This window comes from Haloarcula sp. MBLA0163 (assembly GCF_055632435.1).
The window spans coordinates 2,290,391-2,310,453 of record NZ_CM145745.1; the positions used below are offsets into that span (position 1 = coordinate 2,290,391).

Sequence of the window (20,063 nt, forward strand, 5' to 3'; positions counted from 1 at the left end):
TATACGCCCCGATGGCGTGACAGTACCCAATGACTCACATCGTCGTCATCGACAACCACGGCCAGTTCACGCACCTCGAGCAGCGTGCGCTCCGGGACATGGGCGTCGACGTCGAACTGCTGGACAACGACACGCCGCCGGAAGACATCGAGGCGGACGGCCTCGTCCTCTCGGGGGGTCCCGACATGGACGACATCGGCAACTGCCCCGAGTACCTCGACCTCGACGTCCCGGTGCTGGGCATCTGTCTCGGCATGCAGCTCATCGCGAAGGAGCTCGGCGGCCGCGTCGGCAGCGGCGAGTACGGCGGCTACGCCGACGTCACCGTCGACATCCTCGACGAGGACGACCCCCTCATCGGCTCGCTGGCCCCGGAGACCCGCGTCTGGGCCAGTCACGCCGACGAGGTGAAGGAGGTGCCCGAGGGCTTCGAGCGGACCGCCACCTCGGACGTCTGTGGCGTCGAGGCGATGAGCGACACCGACCGCAACCTCTTCGGCGTCCAGTGGCACCCGGAGGTCGCCCACACGGAGGAGGGCGAGGCCGTCTTCGAGAACTTCCTCGCGGTCTGTGACCGCCAATCCGCCCCGACACAGTAACCGACAGCAAGCGACTCATTTATGTGCCGACGCGGGCACTGAGTAATAAATGACTGCGACACAGGGGAACCTCGCCAGTCTCTCCCGGTTCATCTTCCGGGCGCCGAACTGGTACGCGAGCCTCACGTTCGCCCTGTTCATCGCCGCGCTGACCGGCGTGGCCGCGTTCGACTCGCGGTTCGTGCTGGACGACGCGTGGCAGGGAATCTTCTTCATCGGCTTTCCGACGGCCATCGCGGGTGCCGTCACGCCGTGGGTCGACCAGCGACTCGACGGCCAACTCACGCCCAACCGGGCCTCCCTGCTGGCGCTCATCTGCGAGCTGATAACCATCGCGTTCCTGACGGCGGCAGGCGTGATAGCCCTCCTGAGCCCGCGGCTCGGCCAGAACTTCGTCTTCGACGTCCTGCTGGTGGCGCTGGCCTCCATCTTCGCCTTCCGCCTGCTCATCCTGATGGCCGTCTCCCGGCACTCCCTGCTGAAGGCGGCCGTCCCCGCGAGCGTCCAGACCGTCGCCGCCGCCGGGTTGCTGGCCATCTACAGCGGCGCGACGGCGTTCATACTCGACAACCCGATGCTCAGGGAGACGCTGGCCCGCGCCGAGCAGGCCCCGCCGGAGATTCAGGGGTTCATCCCCGCGGACTTCGTCCTGTTGGGCGTCATCTGCGGCATCTACGCGCTGGCGGTGTGGCTCTTCCTCGTCGTCATCGACCAGCCGTGGCGCTCCTCGCTGGGCGTCTCGGCGCTCGACTTCCTGCGCGGGTTCATCGGCCACATCGCCGAGGGGTCGGACGAGCTGGAGGCCTTTTTCGAGGACATCGGCGAGGAGGCCATCGTCCCAGTGACCGTCCTCTCGGTCCGACGGCCCGACGGCGAGGAGAAGGCCCGCTTCGTCCTGCCGATGATACACCCCGGCCCGATGGGCGAGATCGGCGGCGGGAACCTCCCGAAGCGGGTCGCCGAGTCCGCCGACGGCCTCGCCTTCCCGCCCCACGCCACCGCCGGCCACGACTTCAACCTCGTCACCGAGGGCGAGGTGGACACGATTCTGGAGACCGCGGACCGGGCCTACGACGACATCGAGTACAGCACCGAGGCGACGGCCGGCCACCGCATCACCGAGGGCGAGGCGACGCTGACCGGACAGGCGTTCGGCGGCGACGCCTTCGTCGTCACGACGTACGCGCCCGGGTGTGCCGACGACGTGGACTACTCCGTCGGCCTCTCGGCCATGTCCGAGGCCCGGTCGGGCGACATCGAGGACGTCCTGCTGGTCGACGCGCACAACTCGAACGACGGGCTGGAGGGCGACGACCTCGGCCACGTCGTCCCCGGGAGCCAGCGCTCCTTCGACATGATACACGGGACCGGGAAGCTCGCCCGGCACCTCACCGAGGCCGAGACGGGGACGGTGCGCTGTGGCGTCGCGTGGGACGAGACGCCGTGGGAACCCGAGGATGGCATCGGCCCGCTGGGCATCCGCGTCTGTGTCTTCGAGGTCGACGGGCAGACGACCGCCTACGCGCTGGTCGACGGTAACAACATGGAACCCGGCCTCCGTGACCGCATCCTCGACGCCGTCGACGGGGTCGACACGCTGGAGGTGATGACCAGCGACACCCACATCGTCAACACCGTCGAGGCCGAGAACCAGGTCGGACAGGCCATCCCCGAGGCGGACGTCGTCGCACTGGTCGCCGACCTCGTGGACCGGGCCGTCGCCGACCTCGAACCCGTCGAGGCCGGGATGGCCAGCGACACCGCCGAGGTGACGGTGTTCGGCAACGACCGCACCGAGACGCTGGCCTCGACGGCCAACGCGATGGTGTCGCTCGGCGGGGCGCTGGCGGCGGCGTTCATCCTCGTCGTGATGGCCATCAGCGTCCTCATCTTCCTCGTCGCTGGGGTGTGACAGCGGCGTCGACAAGCGCCGACGCGAGCTCCGACAGCGACGTGGCTCGGCGACACGACGCGCCGTAGAACCGGTCACCGACGCCACCGACTCGCTGCGCTGGTCGGGTCGCGTCGGGAGAAACGCCGAGGAGGAGATTTGAACTCCTGAGTCCGTGAGGACAGTTGCTCTCGAAGCAACCGCCTTGGCCAGGCTAGGCTACCTCGGCTCACCCTGTTGTACCGTGGTTTGCTCTTTAGGCGTTTCGATTCTCCGGAAGGTGTGTTCTCGACACGCATATACCGGATGGGTGACACACACGGGTATGGACGTCACTGCGGCACGCGACGTGACGAGTCAGGTCCTCGACGAAGTCGGCCGTGCAGTGGTCGCCGACCGGGAGTTCTTCGAGACGGTCCTCCTCGGCGTCGTCGGCAAGGGCCACGTCCTGCTCGAGGACGTGCCCGGCACCGGCAAGACGCTCACCGCCCGGAGCGTCGCGACGGCGCTCGGCCTCTCCTTTTCCCGGGTGCAGTTCACGCCCGACCTCCTCCCGGCGGACATCACCGGGACGCACGTGTTCGACGAGCAGACCCGCGAGTTCGAGTTCAACCGCGGCCCTATCTTCGCCAACGTGGTGCTGGCCGACGAGATCAACCGCGCTCCGCCGAAGACCCAGTCGGCGCTGCTGGAGGCGATGGAGGAGGGACAGGTCACCGTCGACGGCGACACGTACGCCCTCCCGGAGCCGTTCTTCGTCATCGCGACGCAGAACCCCGTCGACATGGAGGGGACCTTCGAACTCCCCGAAGCGCAGGTCGACCGGTTCCTCGCGAAGAGCTCCATCGGCTACCCGGACGACCAGGGCGAGGTCGAACTCCTCCGTCGCCGGGCCGGCCGGAGCGAGCAGAGCCCCAGCGTCGAACCGGTGCTGGACAGCGACCGGGTGGAGGCGCTGCGGGCCGTCCCCGAGACGGTCACCGTCGACGACGACCTGCTGGCGTACATGGCCGGCATCGCACGCTCGACCCGCGAGGACTACCGCGTCGAGGTGGGCGTCTCCCCGCGCGGGACACAGCGCCTCTTCGAGGCGGCCCGCGCGATGGCGGCTATCGAGGGGCGCGAGTTCGTCGCCCCGGACGACGTCAAACGGGTCGCCCAGCCGGTGCTGGCCCACCGGCTCGTGCTCACGCCCGACGCGCGCGTCGAGCAGGTCGAGAAACGTGACGTACTGGCGGACGTGCTGAGCGAGGTCCCCGTCCCGACGGTCTAGCGGAGGCCGTAGACGGCCAGCACCGACCCCACGAACAGGAGCCCCGCGGTCAGCGTGTCGACGGTCGGGACGGTGACCGCGAGCCCGGACAGCGAGAGGACGCCGACGGTCGCCGCGCCGACCAGCGTCCCCCCGGCGACCCGGACGCGCTCGGCGCTCCGCGTGACGGCGTCGTCGGTCACGCTCTCGTCGAGCGAGACGGCGTAGTGCCCGAAGTCCCACGCGAGAATCGCCGCCGCGGTGGCGACGAGCAGCGCGAGCGCGCCGTGGCCGAGCGCCCCGGCGACGAGGACGGCGACGGCGAGACCCGCCGCTCCGACGGTCACTGCGCGGCCGGTCGACCGGAGGACACCGGCGGTGACTAGGCCCGCACCGAGGAGTGCGACCGGCGCACCGAACGTCGGCGTCACGGCGAGCGCGCCGACGAGGGCGGCCACGACGGCGGCGACGCCGACCGGACGGGGGCGAGTCACGCCGACCACTCCCCCCGCTGCCGCTCGATGGCGGCCGCGAGCGACTCGTCGTGTCGCCAGTCGACGACGGGAATCCCCTGACGGCGGAGCGCGGAACAGCGGAACAGGCGCTCCGCGGCGGCGACGGTCCCGGCCGCCGTCGGTCGCGTTCCGGGGTCCGGACTGAGAACCGTCACCGCGTGGCCGTAGGCCGAGAGATAGCGCAACACGCGGACCACGTCGTCGTCGGTCAACGGCGAGCAACAGACCACCTGCGCGGCGTTGGGCAGTTCCCGCTGGAGCCACCGGAACGTCGGGCCGGGGTAGAACGTCCCGTCGGTGGGCGCCGGGCCGACGGCGTCGCTCGTCGCCAGCACCGTCTCCAGCCGGCTCCGGTGGGCCTGTCCGCCGCTCGGCGGGACGTACAGGCGGACGGTCGAGAGCGCGGCCAGCCCCACCCGGTCCTCGGCGTCGAGGCGCGCGCCGATGACGCCGCGCGCGGCCACCACCGCCCGGTCGACGGTCGTGTCCAGGTCGGGGTCGGCCGGCGCGTGGGCGGCGTCGGGACGGGCGTCGACGAGGGCGACCACCGTCGCGGACCGCTCCTCCTGGAACTCCAGCGTCGAGAGTTCGCGGGTGCTGGCGTAGCGGTTCCAGTCGACCCGCGAGAGTGGGTCGCCGGGCCGGTAGTCACGGGTCGCGTAGAACGCGATGCCGTCCCCACCTTCGTCGGCCTCGGTGCGACCCCGGTGGCGCGTCGTCCGCGACCGGACGGGGACGCCGAGGTCGGCCGACGGGAGCGAGACAGAGAGCGTCTCGTCGCCGGTGACGTCCGGTTCGGTCACTCGCGCGCTCGCGCCGGCGGCGTCGCCGAGGACGGCGTGTGGCGCGTCGAACCGGTGGTCGCCACGCGTCGCGCGAACGGTGTACTCGACGGTCGCCGTCCTGTCGGGGCGCAACGCCGTCGCGAGCTGGGCCGACCCGTCTGTCACGGCCAGCGTGTCCGGGACGCCGTCGGCCACCCGGCAGTCGAACAGCGTCCGGTCGCCGTCGTTGCGGACCTGGAGCCGGACGGTCACCGCGTCACCGTGGGTGGGGTCGTCGGCGTCGACGGCCCGCGTGACCGTCAGGTCGGGGTCGGGCGTTCGGGCCCCGGCACCGACCGCCAGCGCCACCACGGCGACGGCGCCGGCGAGTAACAGGCCGGGTCGGCGGGCGACGATACCGACGCCGACGAACGCCAGCGGCACTGCCCGGAAGCCGGCCCACCGCCCCGTCTGGACGACGCCGGTCGACGACGGTGAGCGTGTCTCTGTGGGCGCCTCGTCGGCGGCAGACAGACCGAGGACGTCACGGAGGGCCGCTGCCGCGCGGTCGAGACGGTAGCCGAGCCGGGTGGTGCCACGGAGCCGGGCCAGCGCCCCGTCACGGAGCCGTCGGGCCCGTCCCGCCTCGCCAGCGAAGGCCGCGGCCGCGGCGGGGTCGTCCGTCCACGCCCCCGAGTCGATGGCCGCGTCGGCGGCGGTTTCGTCGCCCCCGTCTCTGACCAGTGCCGCCCGGAGGTGCCGTCGCAGTTCGTCCGCGAGGCGGCGGTCACGGACGAGGCGGGTGGGACCGCTCCCGAACCCGTCGGTCGCGGGGTCCGGCGTCCCGAGGTCACGGGCCGAGGGGTCGTCGAGGACGGCGACGGCCGGCGCCGTTCGGACCCAGCGGTACAGTTCGTACAGTGCGAGGCCGGCACCGAAGATGCCGACGAAGATGACGAGCCCCGGCCGGACCGAGACACCCGTCCCGCCGGTGGCGACGCTCGCGACGCCCGCGAGGACCGCGAGCGACCCCAGCGCGAGCGCGAGGCGACGGCGGTAGCTCACGACTCGCCCCCGTACGCTCGTTCGATGTTACGCAGCGCGCGTTCGGCCCGCTGTTCGCGCTCCTCGGTCGGCGTCTGGTCGCCGTATCGCACCGACTCGAACAGGTCGGTCAGCGTCGCCACGTCGTCCGGGTCCATCCCGGCCCGCTCGGCGGCGTCGGCGAACTCGCCGGGCGTACTGGTGTCGGGGTTCGAGACGTCCAGCGCGTCGGTCATCTCCCGCCACGCCCGGTAGACGGCGTTGTCCAGCGGGGCGTCGTCGGCGATCCGGTCGGCGGCCCGCCCCGCCGCCTCGCCGAGCGCCGTCTGGTTGTCGGCGGCGTCCGTGGCCTCGGGGCCCGGACCCTGGTCGGCCGCCAGCCAGGCCTCGGTCCCGGTCTGGCGCATGAGGACGACGCCGGCGAGGGCGGCCACCACGACCGACCCGACGGCACCGACGGCCCACAGCGACGCCGGCGGTGGCGCCCCCGCCCCGATGCTGTCGGCCACGGACCCGTTCGTCCCCGCACCGCCGAACGCGCCCGCGACGGTCGGGTTCCGGGCGCCGACGACGACTGCCGCCGCCGTCAGGACCACCGTCGTCAGCCCGGCGAGGACGACGTCGTCGCGGCCGTACTGCGTGAGCGCGTAGCCGAGGGCGACGGCCGTGACCAGGAGGACGACGGCGAGCACCACGCCGCCCGCGTCGGACCCGGTCTGTGTCTGGACACCCGCCGGCCCCTGCTGTCCGGCGGCGGCGCCGCTCCCGTCCATCCCCTCGACGGGCGCGTCGAGCGCCGGCGCACCGACGACGAGCGCCACCAGTGTCAACAGCGTCGCGAGAGCGAGGGCCGAGCGTCGGGACATGGCGTAGCGTTCGGCCGGGGGGCCGTTAAAATTACGTCAGATTCGAGTGAGTGCTTCCGTCCGCTGGGCCCCGGAGCCGCCACCGTCGGGCGCCGCCACCCAACCCGTCCGCTCGCTGTCCGCCGCCCGCGTCACCGTCGCGGGCACCGTCTCGCCGTCGGCCAGCCCCGACGGCGCCGTCCGGTGACGCTCACTCGGGGGGCCGACACTCCAGGAGCGTCCCGTTCCGCGGGGCGGTCTCCTCGTCGGTCGCCCGCCACACGACCCGCTCGTCGACGTAGTACCGCGCGCTCCACCAGCGGTCCCCGTGGAAGCTCGTCGCCGTCACGGCGAGTTCGACCGTGGTGCCCTCGACGTCGACGTACAGGGTGTCCGTGTCGCCGCGGCCCGCCGGCCCATCGAAGTGGTCGGCGACGCCGGTCAGCATGTCGAGATACCGCGTGACCCGCTCGCCCGGCGGTTCGACGTGGAGCTGGGCCGACCCGGTCTCGGCCGCCTCGTGCAGGGTCTCGGTCAGCGGCGCGTCGTCGATGCGGGCCACCGGGACGGGCGTCGTGCCCGCGGGCGCCTCGCCGGTCTCCGCCTCCAGCAGCAGCGTCGGCCTGTAAATCCCACCGCTGCCCGAGTAGGAGACGACCCAGCCGTCACCGCGTCGCGTCGGCGGGTCGGTCACGCTCCCGCTCAGGCCGTAGGCGTCCAGCCGCGTCTCGGGCTCGTAGTCGACGACGACCTCCCGGTAGTAGGTGCCCTCGTAGCGCTCGACGAACGGCTCGACCGTGCTCGCGTCCAACTGCTCGGGCCACTCGACGCCGAGGTTCTGGGAGGTCGGACAGGCATCGGGCAAGTCGGGGTCGCCGCCGCTCGGGGCCGAGGACAGACACCCGGCGACCGCGAGGGGCGCCGCACCGAGCGCGGTGAGGAGGCGTCGTCGTCGCATGGTCGCCGATGGGTCCACGGCCAGTAAGTGCCTTCTGGACGTTCAAAACGCGGTTTGTACGACCGTGGGTCGACCAGCTGGACCGCCCGACCTCGGACGTGGGGCCGGCGTCCCGCTCACTCCGGGTTGCCGTAGCCGCCGCCGCCGGGCGTCTCCACCCGGACCGTCGTCCCGGCGTCCACCTCCCGCGTCACCTTCGCAGGCACCGTCTCGCCGTCGATCTCGTTGCGCCCCGGCGCGCCGTCGTCGCCGCCGGCCAGCCCCCACGGGGCGGTTCGGCGGCGCTCGGTCAACAGGGAGACGGTGGCCGGTTCCTCGACAGTGAGTTCGCGGACGAGGCCGTCGCCGCCGCGGTGCCGGCCCGCGCCGCCGCTCCCGTCGCGGAGGCCGTACGCCTCGACGCGGAGGGGGTAGGCCGCCTCCAGCGCCTCGACCGGCGTGTTCAGCGTGTTCGTCATCCCGACCTGCACGCCGCTCGGCCCGTCGGCGTCGATGCTCGCGCCCATGCCGCCGCCGACCGTCTCGTAGTAGCTGAACCCCGGCCCGCCGACGACGAGGTTGTTCATCGTGCCCTGGCCGGCCGCCGGCACGCGGTCGGCCACCGCCTCGGCCAGCGCCCGGAACACCACGTCGGTGACCCGCTGACTCGTCTCGACGTTGCCGCCGACCACCGCGGCCGGTGGCTCGGGGTTCAACAGCGACCCCGGCGGGGCGTGGACCCGAACGGGGTCGTAACAGCCACCGTTGGGCGGGACGTCGGGGTCGGTGACCGCCCGGACGACGAAGTAGACGGCGCTCTTCGCGACCGACAGCGGCGCGTTCACGTTGCCGTCGACCTGCGGGGCCGTCCCCGCGAAGTCGACGTCAAGCGTCGCCCCGTCGACGGTCACCGTCACCTCGATGGGGACGTCGACATCGGTGACGCCGTCGCCCTCAAGGACGTCGCTGGCGGTGTAGGTGCCGTCCGGGAACTCGCGGAGCTCCGCCTGCACGCGCTGTCTGGAGTAGTCGCGCACGGCGTCGAACGCCGTCAGCAGGCGCTCACCGTGGTCCGCGAGCAACTCCGCGACTCGCTCGGCCCCGCGCTCGTTGGCCCCGAGCTGCGCCCGGAGGTCGGCCCGGCGTTCCGCCGGGTTGCGGACGTTCGCTTCGAGGAAGGTCCAGACGCTCTCGCGTCGCTCGCCGCCGGCGACGAGCCTCGTCGGCGGGATGCGCAGCCCCTCCTGCTGGATGTCGCGGGCGCCCGCGGGCATGCTCCCGGGCGCCATCCCGCCCACGTCGGCGTGGTGGGCCCGCGAGACGGCGTAGCCGACAACCTCGTCGTCGGGCGCGACGGGCGAGACGAGCGTCACGTCCGGGAGGTGGGTCCCGCCGGTGAACGGGTCGTTCAGGACGAACACGTCGCCCGGTTCGGGGTCCCGGTCGAGGACGGCGTCGACGGCCTCCGGCATCGCCCCGAGGTGGACCGGGATGTGTTCGGCCTGCGCGACGAGGTGGCCGTCGGCGTCGAACAGCGCCGTCGAGCAGTCCCGGCGCTCGGTGATGTTCGGGGAGAACGCGCCCCGAATCAACACCTGTCCCATCTCCTCGGCGACGCTCTCCAGTTGGTTGCGCAGGATTTCGAGTTCCACCGCGTCGAGGTCGTGGTCGTCTGTCTCGTCGGCTGTCATTGGTCGCCCTCCAGTCGAAGCGTCCCGCGGTCGTCAGCGGTCAGCGTCCAGGCCGGCGGGACGACGACGGTGCTCTCGCCGCCCTCGACGACTGCCGGACCATCGCGGTCCGTCCCGGGGCCGAGCGCCGCCCAGTCCAGCACCGGCGTCTCGTGCCACCGCTCGCCGAACGAGACGTCTCTGACGCCGGTCCGGGCAGCCCCGTCGCTCGCGTCGTGGGCAATCGGCGGCATCTCGTGGCCGACCGTGGCCGTCGCCCGCAGCGTCACCAGTTCGACGGCGGCGTCGGGCAGGCGGTAGCCGTGGGCCCGTTCGTGGGCCGCGTGGAAGCGCGCCCGCAGGCTCGCCCGGTCGAAGTCCCCGATGTCGACGCCGAGTTCGTGGCTCTGGCCGGCGTACCGGCAGTCGGCCTCGACGGTGACCGTCGCCGCGTCCGGGGTGCTCGTCTCGGTCAGCACCTCGGCCTCGAGGTCCTCGAGGACGGACTCGATGGCCGCGACGTCGACCTCGGCAAGCCGCGTGCGGTAGGTCCGGACCGCGTCGTGTTGCTCGTCGGCCGCCAGCAGGCCCAGCGCCGAGAGGACGCCGCTGGCCCGGGGGACGACCACCGTCGAGACGCCCAGTCGATCGGCCAGCGCCGCCGCGTGCATCGGGCCGGCGCCGCCGAAGGCCGCCATCGCGAACTCCCGGGGGTCGTGGCCGCGTTCGGCCGTGACGCTCCGAATCGTCCGGGTCATCGTCGCGTTGGCGACGCGGTAGACGCCGCGGGCCGCCGCCAGCGGTCCGTCCAGTCCCGCCTCGGCCGCGAGGTCCGACAGCGCCGTTCGGGCGGCGTCGACGTCGAGTTCGAGGTCCGCCCCGAGGGTCGTATCGGCGCCGAGATAACCCAGCAAGAGCGCCGCGTCGGTCACCGTTGGGTCGGTCCCGCCTCGCCCGTAGCAGGCGGGACCGGGGTCGGCCCCCGCCGAGCGAGGGCCCACGCGGAGCGCGCCGCCGGCGTCGACCCACGCGATGGAGCCGCCGCCGGCGCCCACTGTCTCGACGTCGACCATCGGGACCCGGACCGGCCGCCCGCCAACGTCCGCCTGCGTGGTCCGTTCGACCTCGCCCTCGCGGACGAGCGAGACGTCGCTGGAGGTCCCGCCCATGTCGAAAGTGACGAGGCCGGCGGCGTCGTCCGGTTCGAAGGCGCTCGCGCCGACGACGCCCGCGGCCGGGCCGGAGAGCGCCGTCGTGACCGCGTGTCGGCGGACGGCGTCGGCGTCGGCGATACCGCCGTTGGACTGCATGACCCGTGGTTCGGGGAGGCCGCGGTCGGTCGCCCCCTCGACCAGTCGGCCCAGATAGTCGTCGATGACCGGCGTGACGTAGGCGTCGGCCACCGTCGTCGCGGTGCGCTCGTACTCCCGGAAAGCCGCCAACACCTCGTGGCTGGCCGACACCGACGCGTCGAGTTCCTCCCGGAGGAGCTCGGCGACGCGGCGCTCGTTCTCCGGGTGTGCGTAGGCGTGGAGAAAGGACACCGCGACGGCGTCGGCGTCGATGTCGTCGGCGAGGTCCCGGACCTCGTGTTCGTCGACCGGCGCCTCGACGCCCTCTGTGGTCGCCCGTTCGGTGAGTTCGTACCGGCGGTCGGCGGGTACCAGCGGGTCCGGTCTGGCGACCGACTGGTCGTACAGGTCCGGGCGGTCCTGTCGCCCGATGGCCAGTACGTCGGCGAACCCCTCGGTGGTCACGAGCGCCGTCTCGGCGCCGTCGGCCTCCAGCAGGGCGTTCGTCGCCACGGTCATCGCGTGGCGGAACCGGTCCACCGCCTCGGGGTCGACGCCGCCCGCCTCACAGGCCGCGGCGACGCCCGAGAGCACGCCCTCGTGTTGCGGTGTCGTCGACGGTACCTTCGTCGTCGTCATCCCGTCGTCGGCGACGAGGACGACGTCGGTGAACGTCCCCCCGACGTCGACGCCCAACCGTACCGAATCGTCCATACGTCGTCTCGGAGGGCCCGGCGCAAAAACGGTTGCCTAGTTCCACGTCCAGTTCGAGTCCAGCACGTAGCGGTACAGTCCCGTCGCCGCGATGGCCACGGCGTTGGCGACGAGGTACTCCATCCCGCCCCACCGCACCAGCGCGTACAGCGCGCCCAGTTGCAGCGGGATGGCCGTCCCGCGGACGAGGTTCGTCTTCCCCATCCCCACGAGGTACTCGCGCATCGACGTGTGGCGCGAGCGGTGGAACGTCCACGCGTTGTTGAGGACGTACTGGAACAGTATGGTCGCCTCGATGGCCACGAACGCGCTCACGAGGTAGTTGACGCGACCGATGTCGACGAACGTCCAGAGCAGCGCGGTCTGGACGGCCGCCGCTGTGAGGCCCACGAGGAAGAACCGAACGAGTCGCTGTCGTCGCGGCGAGGTGGCGACGGCGAACGACATGCTGCGCTATTTATAACCGAGAGCCTTTAAGCGTGCCGCTATCTCGTCAGACGTCTGTCCGCCATCGTCGCTCTCGTCGGCGTCTGCGGCGGATTCGAGCCGGTCGACGTGGTCGGCGACGGCCCCCGAGAGACGGTCCAGCACCGGGGGCGGTGCGCTCCCCTCGGTGGCGTCCGCACACAGGTCGACCTGTTCGTCCGGGTCCGACCGGCGGTCGTACAGTTCCCGGTGGCCCGACTCGGTGTGCTCGATGTACGTCCAGCGGGCGTCCCGGGCGCTCACGAGCAACTCGCCGTCGTCGAGGCGGCGGGGAATCGGCTGGCTCGTCACGCTCTCGCCCCGCACGGCGACCGACACGACCGGGCTCCGGGACTCGATGGCCTCGCCGTCCAGCGCCGGGGCGACCGACTCGCCCTCCCACGCGGGGTGAGGGTCGACGCCGAAGAGGTCACACACCGTCGGCGCGATGGTGTCGAGGCCGACCGGTTCGTGGACCGTCCCGCGCTCGCCGTCGGGGTGGGTCACGAGGTACGGCACCTCGACGAGCTCGCCGTACAGTTTGGGGTAGTGAGCGAGGTGGCCGTGGTCGAGGAACTCCTCGCCGTGGTCGCCGGCGACGACGACGGCCGTGTCGTCGGCCAGGCCCTCGGCGTCCAGCGTGTCGAGCAGGCGGCCGACGCTCTCGTCGACCTGTCTGACCGTGCCGTCGTACAGCGTCCGGAGCGTCCCGAGGGTCCGCTCGTCGACGTCCCACCCGAGGCCGGTCCGGAGGTGCGCGCCGAGCATCCGGAAGAGGCCGAAGTGGGTGTCCGAGACCTCCCGGAGGTGGCGCGGGGCCGGGACGTAGGGGGTGTGAGTGTCCATGTAGTGGACCCAGAGGAAGAATCCGTCGTCGTCCCGCTCCTCGAGGAACTCGGTCGCGTGCTGTTCGAGGTCGCCCATCCGGGAGACGTCGGCGAACGGCCGGGCGTCGGAGCCACCGCGGAGGACCGTCGCGGCCCGGCGGAACGGCGACGTGGCCAACTGGACCCATGCCTGCACCGTCGGGTGGGCCGCGAGGTACTTGCTGTAGCCGCCGCTCTCGACGAACGGTTCGAACTCGTCGAAGCCGCGGTCGTACCCCCAGTGGTCCGTGAGGAACCCGTTGGCGGCGTTGAAGCCGGCCGTCTCGACGCCGGTCTCGGAGAGCCGTTCGGCCAGCGTCGGCGTCGACGCCACGCCGATGTCGCTCCCCTCGTCGAAGACCGGGCGGGAGCCGTGGACGCTCGGGAAGGAGAAGGGCGTCCAGTTGCCGTGGGCCATGGCGTTCTCGAAGACGACACCGCTCTCGGCGAGGCCATCCAGGACCGGTGAGACGCTGTCGTCGCCGCCCAGGGCGTCGGCCCGGAGCGAGTCGACGGTGACGAGGACGACGTTGTCGACGGCGGCCGGCACCTACACCACCCCTGAGACTGTCCGTCCCGCTTCCGTCGAGGTGACCGCGTCAGGACCGCTGTCGCGACCGCATCGTCGCGAATCGTGCATACGTTCCCAACTCGGCACGCGGTACTGAAGGTTCTGGTTGCGGTTTCGCACCGACGACGGAAAGAAAGCCGTCGTCCCGTCGAGACGGCCCGTGGAGCGACCTGCGCCACCCTCGGACCCGGTTCAAACGAGATTGAACCTTTCAGCGAGCCTTTAGTACGACCGTACCAACGGGTCGAGTGCATGCCAACGACCTGCCCTCCAGACACGGTCCGCTCGCCGGACGGTGTCCCCCAGTCGAACCGCGATGGAACCAGTCGCCGGGAGGTGTCTGGATGACGGCGCGGTCGCTCGCGCTCGTCGGGCTGCTCCTCTCGGCCGCGATAGTCGGCGTCGGTCCGACGCTGGCCGCCCAGAGCGCGACCGTCGACGACGACAGCCTCCCGCTGGCGTCGGCCGAGCGACAGGTCGTCACCGGCCAGACGAGCGTCACGCCGGGCGCGGAACTGACCGTGCGCCTCCGGTCGGCCGACCCCGATGCGCCGTTCCTCCGTCAGCAGAGCGCCCGCGTCGCCGAGGACGGCAGTTTCGCCGCCGTCTTCGACATGAGTACCACCCCGCCCAACACCACCTACCAGTTGTCCGTGCTCTACGACGGGCAGACCCTCACGGAGCGGGACGAACGGATCGTCGCCTGTGACGGGAACTGCACCGACCCGGTGCCGGAGACGCCGACGCCGACCCCGGCACCCGGCGGTGACGATGCCGTGCAGGTGACCCAGGGTGACGTCGCCGAGATTCCGGTCGCGATGGGCGACGCCGAGACGGCGGTGTTCTCTCTCGGCGGCGACGACGTGAACTACCTCGTCAACGCGTCGCTGACCGACGGCGATGGCGACGGCACCGTCACGGTTCGGTTCGACACCGCGAACGCCGGGACCGACGGCGAGACGCTGTCGACCGCCGACGCCGACGACTCGCTGACGGTCACGCGCGAGGAGCCCGACCTGCCGTCGACGCTCGACCCCGCCGCCTACGAGTACCGCGTGTTCGACGGCGACGGGACGGGCGGCGGCGCCGACGCCGTGGGGACGCTCGTCGTCGAGTCCGACGACGCCCCCGACGAGCAGTTCGACGTCGACGAGACCCCCGAATTCGGCTTCGAGCAGAGCGTCTACCGGGCCCGACAGGGCGAGACGGGCCGACTGACTGTCGTCCTCGCGGACGCCGAGGCGGCGACGGTGTCGATCGGCGGCCGCGAGAGCGGCTACGAGATCAACGCGACCGTCCGCGACGGCGACGGCGACGGCACCGTGACGCTCCTGTTCGACACGGCGGCGGCCGGCCACGACGCGCCGACGCTCGGGACCGCCGCCGACGCCGACTCGGTGACGGTCGAACCCGGGTCGGAGGTGGCCCTGGACACGCGTCTCGACGCGACCGACTACGACCTCACGCTGTACCGTGGGGCTGGCGTGAGCGACGACGTGGCCGACATCGGGACCCTCTCGGTGCAGGCCAGCGAGGAGCCCACGAGCGACCCCGGCCAGACGGCGACGATCGTAGACGGGCCGGCGGACGGGGACGACACGCAGTCCCTCTCGGGAGTCCCGCTCGGCCCCGGGAGCATCGCCCTCGGCGTCGGCGGCCTCGTCGCCATCGCCGGCCTCGGTATCGTCCTCCGCCCCCTCCTGTAGCCGACGCGACACGCTCCTTTTTCCGAGACTCGCCAGCGACCGACCGTCGAATCCGCGGGCCGCCGTCAGTTCGGGGCCGCGTCCCGTCGTCCCACCGTGACTGCGACGACGGCCAGTACGGTGAGACAGCCGAAGAAGAACAACAGTCCGGGCTCGGCCACCTCGAAGACGAACCACGCTATCGACCCCGCGGGGTCCGTCTGGGGCGCGGTCGGGCTCGCCGGCCCGAGGACGCCGCTTCCGCCGGCGGGGTTGGCGATGGACTCGGCCCCCCACTGGACGAACAGACTCGCGAGGCCCAACAGACCGACGCCGGCGACCACGTCGGCCAGTGACTGCCGGAGTCGGGGCCGCAGGTCGTGATTCCCGACCAGCACGATGGGGTCGCTGGCGGGGCCGTAGACGGTCATCTCGTTGCCCTTCTCGGAGTACACCGTATCGATGGACTCGACGAGGCCCGCCGCCTCGAGGTTCGAGAGGTGGTAGTGGACGTTCTGGACGGAGGTGTCACACCGCCGCGCGATCTCCGAGGCCGTCCCGGGCTGGTCGAACAGAGTCCGATACAGCGCCCGGCCAGTGTCCGACGAGAGCGCGTCCAGCACCTCGTCGGTGTCGGCGTCGTCGACGTCGAGCACGCGCGGTCGCTCGTCGGGCGTCCCCGTTCGTTCCTGTATCCGGTCGATGAGTCCCGACATCGTCTCTACGACGACGTGGTAGGCCCACCAGTATAGCCGTTTGGCAGGCTTAAAATCGCGTTTAACCGCCGGCCGTCCCGTTCTCGGCGGCCCTGACGGCGGCCCGCGGGTCGACCAGTCCGTGTCCCGAGGCGTAGTCAGCGCCCGGGAGCCCGACGTCGCGGGCGGTCAGCTCCAGCAGGAGTTCGACGTGGCGCGGCGACAGCGACCCGTCGGCGTCGAGGACGAGCGCCGCCACCGCGCCGACGTACGGGGCCGCCGCCGACGACCCGACGAAGCCGGCTTCGGTCAGGTCGGCGAACCGGCGGTCCGGCGCCACCACGTCGACGCCGGGCCGGCCGTCCAGCGTGGGGCCCCGCGAACTGAACGGTTCGACGCGGTCGACCCGCGTGTCGTACGCGCCGACGGTGATGACACCGCGTGCGGTGCCCGGCGCGACGACGCTCCCGCCGGCTCGCGCCCGAGAGAACTCGTGAGTCGGCGAGACGAGGCGGAGGCGTGCGCCGGTCGGGTCGGCGGGCCCGCGGACCACGAGGAAGTACCGCCCCGGCGAGACGTCGGCGACGATGCGCTCGTTGGGTACGTCGTCGGCCGGGTACGGCTGGGACCGGGCGACCAGTCGCGTCGCCGTCCCGTTGGTCCAGTACAGCTCCGCCGTGTAGTCCTCGTCGGCGTGAGCGCGGTCCCACGACAGCCAGACGGTCACGTCCGTCCCGCCGCCGATGGCGGTGCGTCGCACGGGCGTTCCGTCCTCGCGGTCGAACACCACGGTCCCGTTCTCGCTCCCGGCGGCGTCGTAGGTCCCCTGCCAGTGGGAGGCCGCGAGGTTGCCCGCCGGCGCGACGAACACGGTTCCCGACTCGGTGGCGCGCCGGGCGACGCGGGCGGCCTCGCTGCGTCCGTCTCCGGGGCGGCCGTAGAACGACACCGGCGCGACGATCACGTCGGCGCCCTGGCGTCGGAGCCACTGCACGGCCCGTCGGTAGCCGTCGATGCCGTCGACGCGAGCCAGGTACAGCGTCGCGTCCGGCGCCGTCCGGGCGAGCACCGTCGCCGCGGCCGTGCCGTGCCCGGTCTGCCCGTCGTCGACGGCCCCCACCCCGAACGCGCGGGCGGCCCGCACCGAGCGGGCCAGCGCCGGCCGGTCGGTGTCGAACCCGGTCACGTCGACGACGCCGACGGAGACGTTCTCGCCGGTCAGGCCCCGCTCGTGGAGTGGGGCGAACCCGCGTGCGCCCGTCGTCACATCGTCGGCGTCGGTCGGCCCAGTCGCAGGCCCCTCGGACGGCGTCGGCGCCGGGCTGGTCGGCGCAGTGGTCGCGAGCGCCCCCAGCGCGCCCGTGAGCGCGAGGACCGCGAGCGCCGTCACCGCGAGCGCGACGCGTCGGTCAGCCATCGGCCACCTCCACGCCGGCCCGTGTGTCGGGGAGCCACCCGGGCCGGGAGACGGTGACGGCACCGGTCCGGGCCAGTCGATAGCCGTAGGAGTAGGTCCGCGTCTGCCGGCCCCACTTGTTCCGCTCGACGGTGACCAGCGTCGCCGAGAACGCCGTGACCCGACCGGTGGCGGTCACGACAGCTCGGGCCTCGTAGCGGACCGTGTCCGCCTCCAGCGGGTCGCCGTCCGGCGACGTGTAGGTGGTGGTCGTGAGGACGTACCGCTCGGGTGTCCCGGACTCGACGGCCGCGACCTTGTACCGGCCGGTCGCGAGCCACCGTTCGAGGCGGCCCGTGCGATACCGCGCCGGCGGTCCCAGGCCGTCGGCGCGCTCGGTGCGACCGGTGGCAGGGACGTGCCGGAACCCACCGCCGTCCGCGACCCACCGCTCGACGCGTCGCTCGGTCCCGTCGCTGCCCGTGACCGTCCGCCGCCAGAGCGTGCCGTTCCCGTCGGTCAGCGTCCGCGTTCGCGTGGTCCGGTTCGGCTCGCCCGGTACGCTGCTCCGGCGCACCCACGTCGTCGCGAGGTCGACGCCGACGCCGTCGAGCGAGCGTTCGTGGGCCCGCACGAGCGCCGTCGCGTTCGCGATGCCGTCCTCGACGCCCGGCGGCGCCGCTCCAGTCGCCTCGGCGGGTTCGCTCCCCGACGCACCGAAGCCGACACAGCCAGCAGTGACGAGGAGGAGGCCGACCACCGCCACCCGGACCAACGCCATCGTCCGGGGTGTCGGCCCCCGGCACCAAATGTCCACGGCTGGCTCAAAGCGCGATTGTAGTGTCAGGTCGCGGCCGGTAGGTTTAGGCCGTCCCACGCGAACTCGTAACCGATGCCCTCCACCAGTCGCCGCGCGTTTCTCGGTGCGACAGCCGCCGGCCTCGCCGGCCTCGCCGGCTGTGGCTCGCTCGGGTCCAGCGAACCGACCGTCGAGTTGACGCTCCACGTCGACCGACTCGACCGCCCGCTGGCGGAGACGTTGCTCTGGACCCCGCCCGAGCACGCCGGCGACCACCCCGTCCAGCGGACCAGACGTCGAGCGGTAGACGCCGCCGTCGACGGCGAGCGGGTCAGCACCTACGGCTACGGCGTCGTCCCCGACGGCGAGTACGTCGAACGCGACGGCCGCTACTACCTCCTACACGACGTCATCACCGGTAGCGAACGCATCGAGCGGTCGGTGCTGCGTCTGTCGTGGGTCGGCCGCGTCGACGCCGAAACGACGCCCGAGGGCACGCCGCGGGAGGCCCTGCCGGCGTACGACCAGAACGCGGTGATGCCGGCGTTCTTCGCGGCCAGAGCGCGGGAGTTCGACGGCGGCGCCCCGTGGAGCCTCGTCGAGCAGGGCGGGTTCGTCTATCGGCACCTCGACGAGGCCGAGAGCGAACTGGCGCCGGACCCCGACCACGAGTACGTCGTCGTCCAGGGGACGGTGCTGGAAGTCACGGTGACACAGGAGACCCTCGTCGAACCCGAGCACACGGGCGTCGCGACGCAGGTGGCCGACAGCGCCGCGGCCTTCGACGAGGTGGCCGACGCCGCCGCCGTGGAGCTGCGTCTCGCACCCGACGACCTCGGTCCCGAGGCCCGGGACCTGTTCGAGCGCGTCCGGGGCGTGGAGCAGTACAGCGAGCCGAGACCCCTCTCGGCGGCCTTCGAGTCGCTGGTCGGGGCGCTCGAGATGCGGGACGCGCTCGACTGTTCCCCGTCGAACTGTCGTCCGAGGATGTACGAGACGGAGTATCTCGCCTACGACGGCGAGTACTACGACTGCGCGCTCTACACGAACGTCACGGAGTAGCGGCCGCGTCGGCGAGGTCCCGCAGCCGTCGGAGCCGAACGCTCGTCGGGGGGTGGGTGGCGAAGGCCCGCGAGCGGAGCCGTCTGAGCGGTGCGAGGACGCCGTCGCCGTGGTCCGGCGACGGTTCGACGATGGCGAAGGCGGCGACCGACGTGGTCCGGAGGTCACGGCTCGGGCGCTCGGCGACGGCGTCGTCGATTCGTTCGAGGGCACTGGACAGCGCCGCGGGGTTCCCGGTGAGTGCCACGGCACCGGCGTCGGCCGTGTACTCGCGGGCGCGAGCGAGCGACGCCGCGAGCAACTGCGCACAGAGCCACACCGGCGCGACCAGGCCCAGCGCCACGGTCAGCAGGCCGTCGGCGTAGTCCGCCCGGCTCGGCTGGCCGTGCTCGACGCCGGTGGTCGGCCCCGACAGGAGGTCCAGCACCCGCTCGGCCGCGCCGACGGGGAGGGCGGCCGCGGTCAGCACCGCGGCGTCCCGGTTCGTGACGTGTGCGAGTTCGTGGGCGACGACAGCCTCCCGCTCCGCCGCCGAGAGCAGGGCCAGCAGCCCCTCGCTCACGACGAGCGTGGCACGGTCGGGGCGGAACCCGGTCGTGAGCGACAGCGGCGTCTCGGTGGGGGCGACGTACACCGCCGGCGCGGGCACGCCGGCCTGCTGGGCGACCCGCCGGACCAGCGCGAGGAGGTCCGGGTGCGAGTCGGCGTCGACCCGTCTGGCACCGACGGCGGCCACGGCGTGCGTGGGGGCATCGCGCTCGCCCCAGACGACAGCAGCGAGCACGGCGACCGTCGCGGCGCCGCCGGCAATCAGAATCAGGTCGGTCGAGACGCCCACGCCGGGGTCGGGCGCGGCCACGGCGATGACGACCCCGAGCAAGGGCGTGAGCACGGCGGCCGTCGCCAGCGTCGCGGCGAGGGCGGTCGCCGCCAGCAAGAGCAGTGTGACGACCATCCGGAGGCGGAGGGCACGGTCGGAGGACCACTTCATGCCGGGTCGT

18 protein-coding genes and 1 tRNA gene are annotated in these 20,063 nt (G+C 72.5%); 6 read left to right on the top strand and 13 right to left on the bottom strand.

Translation table 11 applies throughout. The features are described from left to right. Positions 1 to 29: 29 nt before the first annotated feature. On the top strand, positions 30 to 599 hold the full coding sequence (locus ACV7GQ_RS12215; RefSeq protein WP_470310514.1) for a GMP synthase subunit A: 570 nt from the start codon (positions 30 to 32) through the stop codon (positions 597 to 599). A 49-nt stretch (positions 600 to 648) separates the two neighbouring features. Then, the gene (locus tag ACV7GQ_RS12220) at positions 649 to 2,511 is read left to right on the top strand and encodes a DUF2070 family protein (protein ID WP_470310515.1); all 1,863 of its coding nucleotides are present in this window, start codon (positions 649 to 651) and stop codon (positions 2,509 to 2,511) included. 123 nt (positions 2,512 to 2,634) lie between these two features. Here the strand turns inward: ACV7GQ_RS12220 and ACV7GQ_RS12225 are convergent. After that, positions 2,635 to 2,719: transfer RNA gene (locus tag ACV7GQ_RS12225), tRNA-Ser, on the bottom strand. A 96-nt stretch (positions 2,720 to 2,815) separates the two neighbouring features. Here ACV7GQ_RS12225 and ACV7GQ_RS12230 point away from each other — a divergent pair. Further along, positions 2,816 to 3,763, top strand: a complete 948-nt coding sequence (locus ACV7GQ_RS12230; protein WP_470310516.1) for an AAA family ATPase — start codon at positions 2,816 to 2,818, stop codon at positions 3,761 to 3,763. Here ACV7GQ_RS12230 and ACV7GQ_RS12235 read toward each other — a convergent pair. Genes ACV7GQ_RS12235 through ACV7GQ_RS12245 form a run of 3 tightly spaced genes read right to left on the bottom strand, consistent with a single transcriptional unit; the run spans position 3,760 to position 6,931 of the window. Continuing rightward, positions 3,760 to 4,236 carry a DUF7519 family protein gene (locus tag ACV7GQ_RS12235; RefSeq protein WP_470310517.1) on the bottom strand — a complete coding sequence of 159 codons (477 nt, stop codon included), beginning with the start codon at positions 4,234 to 4,236 and terminating at the stop codon, positions 3,760 to 3,762. The two genes, ACV7GQ_RS12230 and ACV7GQ_RS12235, sit on opposite strands and share 4 nt — an antisense overlap. After that, positions 4,233 to 6,086 carry a DUF58 domain-containing protein gene (locus tag ACV7GQ_RS12240; RefSeq protein ID WP_470310518.1) on the bottom strand — a complete coding sequence of 618 codons (1,854 nt, stop codon included), beginning with the start codon at positions 6,084 to 6,086 and terminating at the stop codon, positions 4,233 to 4,235. Before ACV7GQ_RS12240 ends, ACV7GQ_RS12235 begins: the two co-directional genes overlap by 4 nt. Next, positions 6,083 to 6,931 (bottom strand): DUF4129 domain-containing protein, encoded by an 849-nt coding sequence (locus tag ACV7GQ_RS12245; protein ID WP_470310519.1) that lies wholly within the window; start codon positions 6,929 to 6,931, stop codon positions 6,083 to 6,085. Before ACV7GQ_RS12245 ends, ACV7GQ_RS12240 begins: the two co-directional genes overlap by 4 nt. Before the next feature lie 46 nt (positions 6,932 to 6,977). Between ACV7GQ_RS12245 and ACV7GQ_RS12250 the strand changes: the two genes are divergently transcribed. After that, a complete protein-coding gene (locus ACV7GQ_RS12250; RefSeq protein ID WP_470310520.1) occupies positions 6,978 to 7,118 on the top strand; it encodes a hypothetical protein in 141 nt (46 codons plus the stop codon). A 3-nt stretch (positions 7,119 to 7,121) separates the two neighbouring features. Here ACV7GQ_RS12250 and ACV7GQ_RS12255 read toward each other — a convergent pair whose 3' ends face one another. The 5 genes from ACV7GQ_RS12255 to ACV7GQ_RS12275 form a co-directional block, all read right to left on the bottom strand. After that, the gene (locus ACV7GQ_RS12255) at positions 7,122 to 7,868 is read right to left on the bottom strand and encodes a hypothetical protein (RefSeq protein WP_470310521.1); all 747 of its coding nucleotides are present in this window, start codon (positions 7,866 to 7,868) and stop codon (positions 7,122 to 7,124) included. Positions 7,869 to 7,984: 116 nt separating this feature from the next. After that, on the bottom strand, positions 7,985 to 9,538 hold the full coding sequence (locus tag ACV7GQ_RS12260) for a hydantoinase B/oxoprolinase family protein (protein ID WP_470310522.1): 1,554 nt from the start codon (positions 9,536 to 9,538) through the stop codon (positions 7,985 to 7,987). Beyond that, complete coding sequence (locus ACV7GQ_RS12265; protein ID WP_470310523.1) at positions 9,535 to 11,523, bottom strand: hydantoinase/oxoprolinase family protein; 1,989 nt, start codon at positions 11,521 to 11,523, stop codon at positions 9,535 to 9,537. The genes ACV7GQ_RS12260 and ACV7GQ_RS12265 overlap by 4 nt, the downstream gene beginning before the upstream one ends. A gap of 36 nt (positions 11,524 to 11,559) precedes the next feature. Then, positions 11,560 to 11,970, bottom strand: coding sequence for a GtrA family protein (locus ACV7GQ_RS12270; protein ID WP_470310524.1), 411 nt, complete (start codon positions 11,968 to 11,970; stop codon positions 11,560 to 11,562). A 6-nt stretch (positions 11,971 to 11,976) separates the two neighbouring features. Further along, positions 11,977 to 13,404: a sulfatase gene (locus tag ACV7GQ_RS12275; protein WP_470310525.1), complete on the bottom strand. Its 1,428-nt coding sequence runs from the start codon at positions 13,402 to 13,404 to the stop codon at positions 11,977 to 11,979. A 365-nt stretch (positions 13,405 to 13,769) separates the two neighbouring features. On the opposite strand from ACV7GQ_RS12275, the gene ACV7GQ_RS12280 reads away from it, so the two are divergent. Next, entirely contained in the window at positions 13,770 to 15,131 is a 1,362-nt protein-coding gene (locus ACV7GQ_RS12280) for a DUF7827 domain-containing protein (RefSeq protein WP_470310526.1), read from the top strand. 65 nt (positions 15,132 to 15,196) lie between these two features. Here ACV7GQ_RS12280 and ACV7GQ_RS12285 read toward each other — a convergent pair whose 3' ends face one another. From ACV7GQ_RS12285 to ACV7GQ_RS12295, 3 genes are all read right to left on the bottom strand, one after another. Beyond that, positions 15,197 to 15,826 carry an ArsR/SmtB family transcription factor gene (locus ACV7GQ_RS12285; protein ID WP_470310527.1) on the bottom strand — a complete coding sequence of 210 codons (630 nt, stop codon included), beginning with the start codon at positions 15,824 to 15,826 and terminating at the stop codon, positions 15,197 to 15,199. Positions 15,827 to 15,887: 61 nt separating this feature from the next. Further along, a complete protein-coding gene (locus tag ACV7GQ_RS12290; RefSeq protein WP_470310528.1) occupies positions 15,888 to 17,222 on the bottom strand; it encodes a S8 family serine peptidase in 1,335 nt (444 codons plus the stop codon). Continuing rightward, a complete protein-coding gene (locus tag ACV7GQ_RS12295) occupies positions 17,215 to 17,982 on the bottom strand; it encodes a hypothetical protein (RefSeq protein ID WP_470310529.1) in 768 nt (255 codons plus the stop codon). Before ACV7GQ_RS12295 ends, ACV7GQ_RS12290 begins: the two co-directional genes overlap by 8 nt. A gap of 111 nt (positions 17,983 to 18,093) precedes the next feature. On the opposite strand from ACV7GQ_RS12295, the gene ACV7GQ_RS12300 reads away from it, so the two are divergent. Beyond that, complete coding sequence (locus tag ACV7GQ_RS12300) at positions 18,094 to 19,062, top strand: hypothetical protein (RefSeq protein ID WP_470310530.1); 969 nt, start codon at positions 18,094 to 18,096, stop codon at positions 19,060 to 19,062. Here the strand turns inward: ACV7GQ_RS12300 and ACV7GQ_RS12305 are convergent. Continuing rightward, positions 19,052 to 20,053 carry a M48 family metallopeptidase gene (locus ACV7GQ_RS12305; RefSeq protein ID WP_470310531.1) on the bottom strand — a complete coding sequence of 334 codons (1,002 nt, stop codon included), beginning with the start codon at positions 20,051 to 20,053 and terminating at the stop codon, positions 19,052 to 19,054. The two genes, ACV7GQ_RS12300 and ACV7GQ_RS12305, sit on opposite strands and share 11 nt — an antisense overlap. Positions 20,054 to 20,063: the final 10 nt, after the last annotated feature.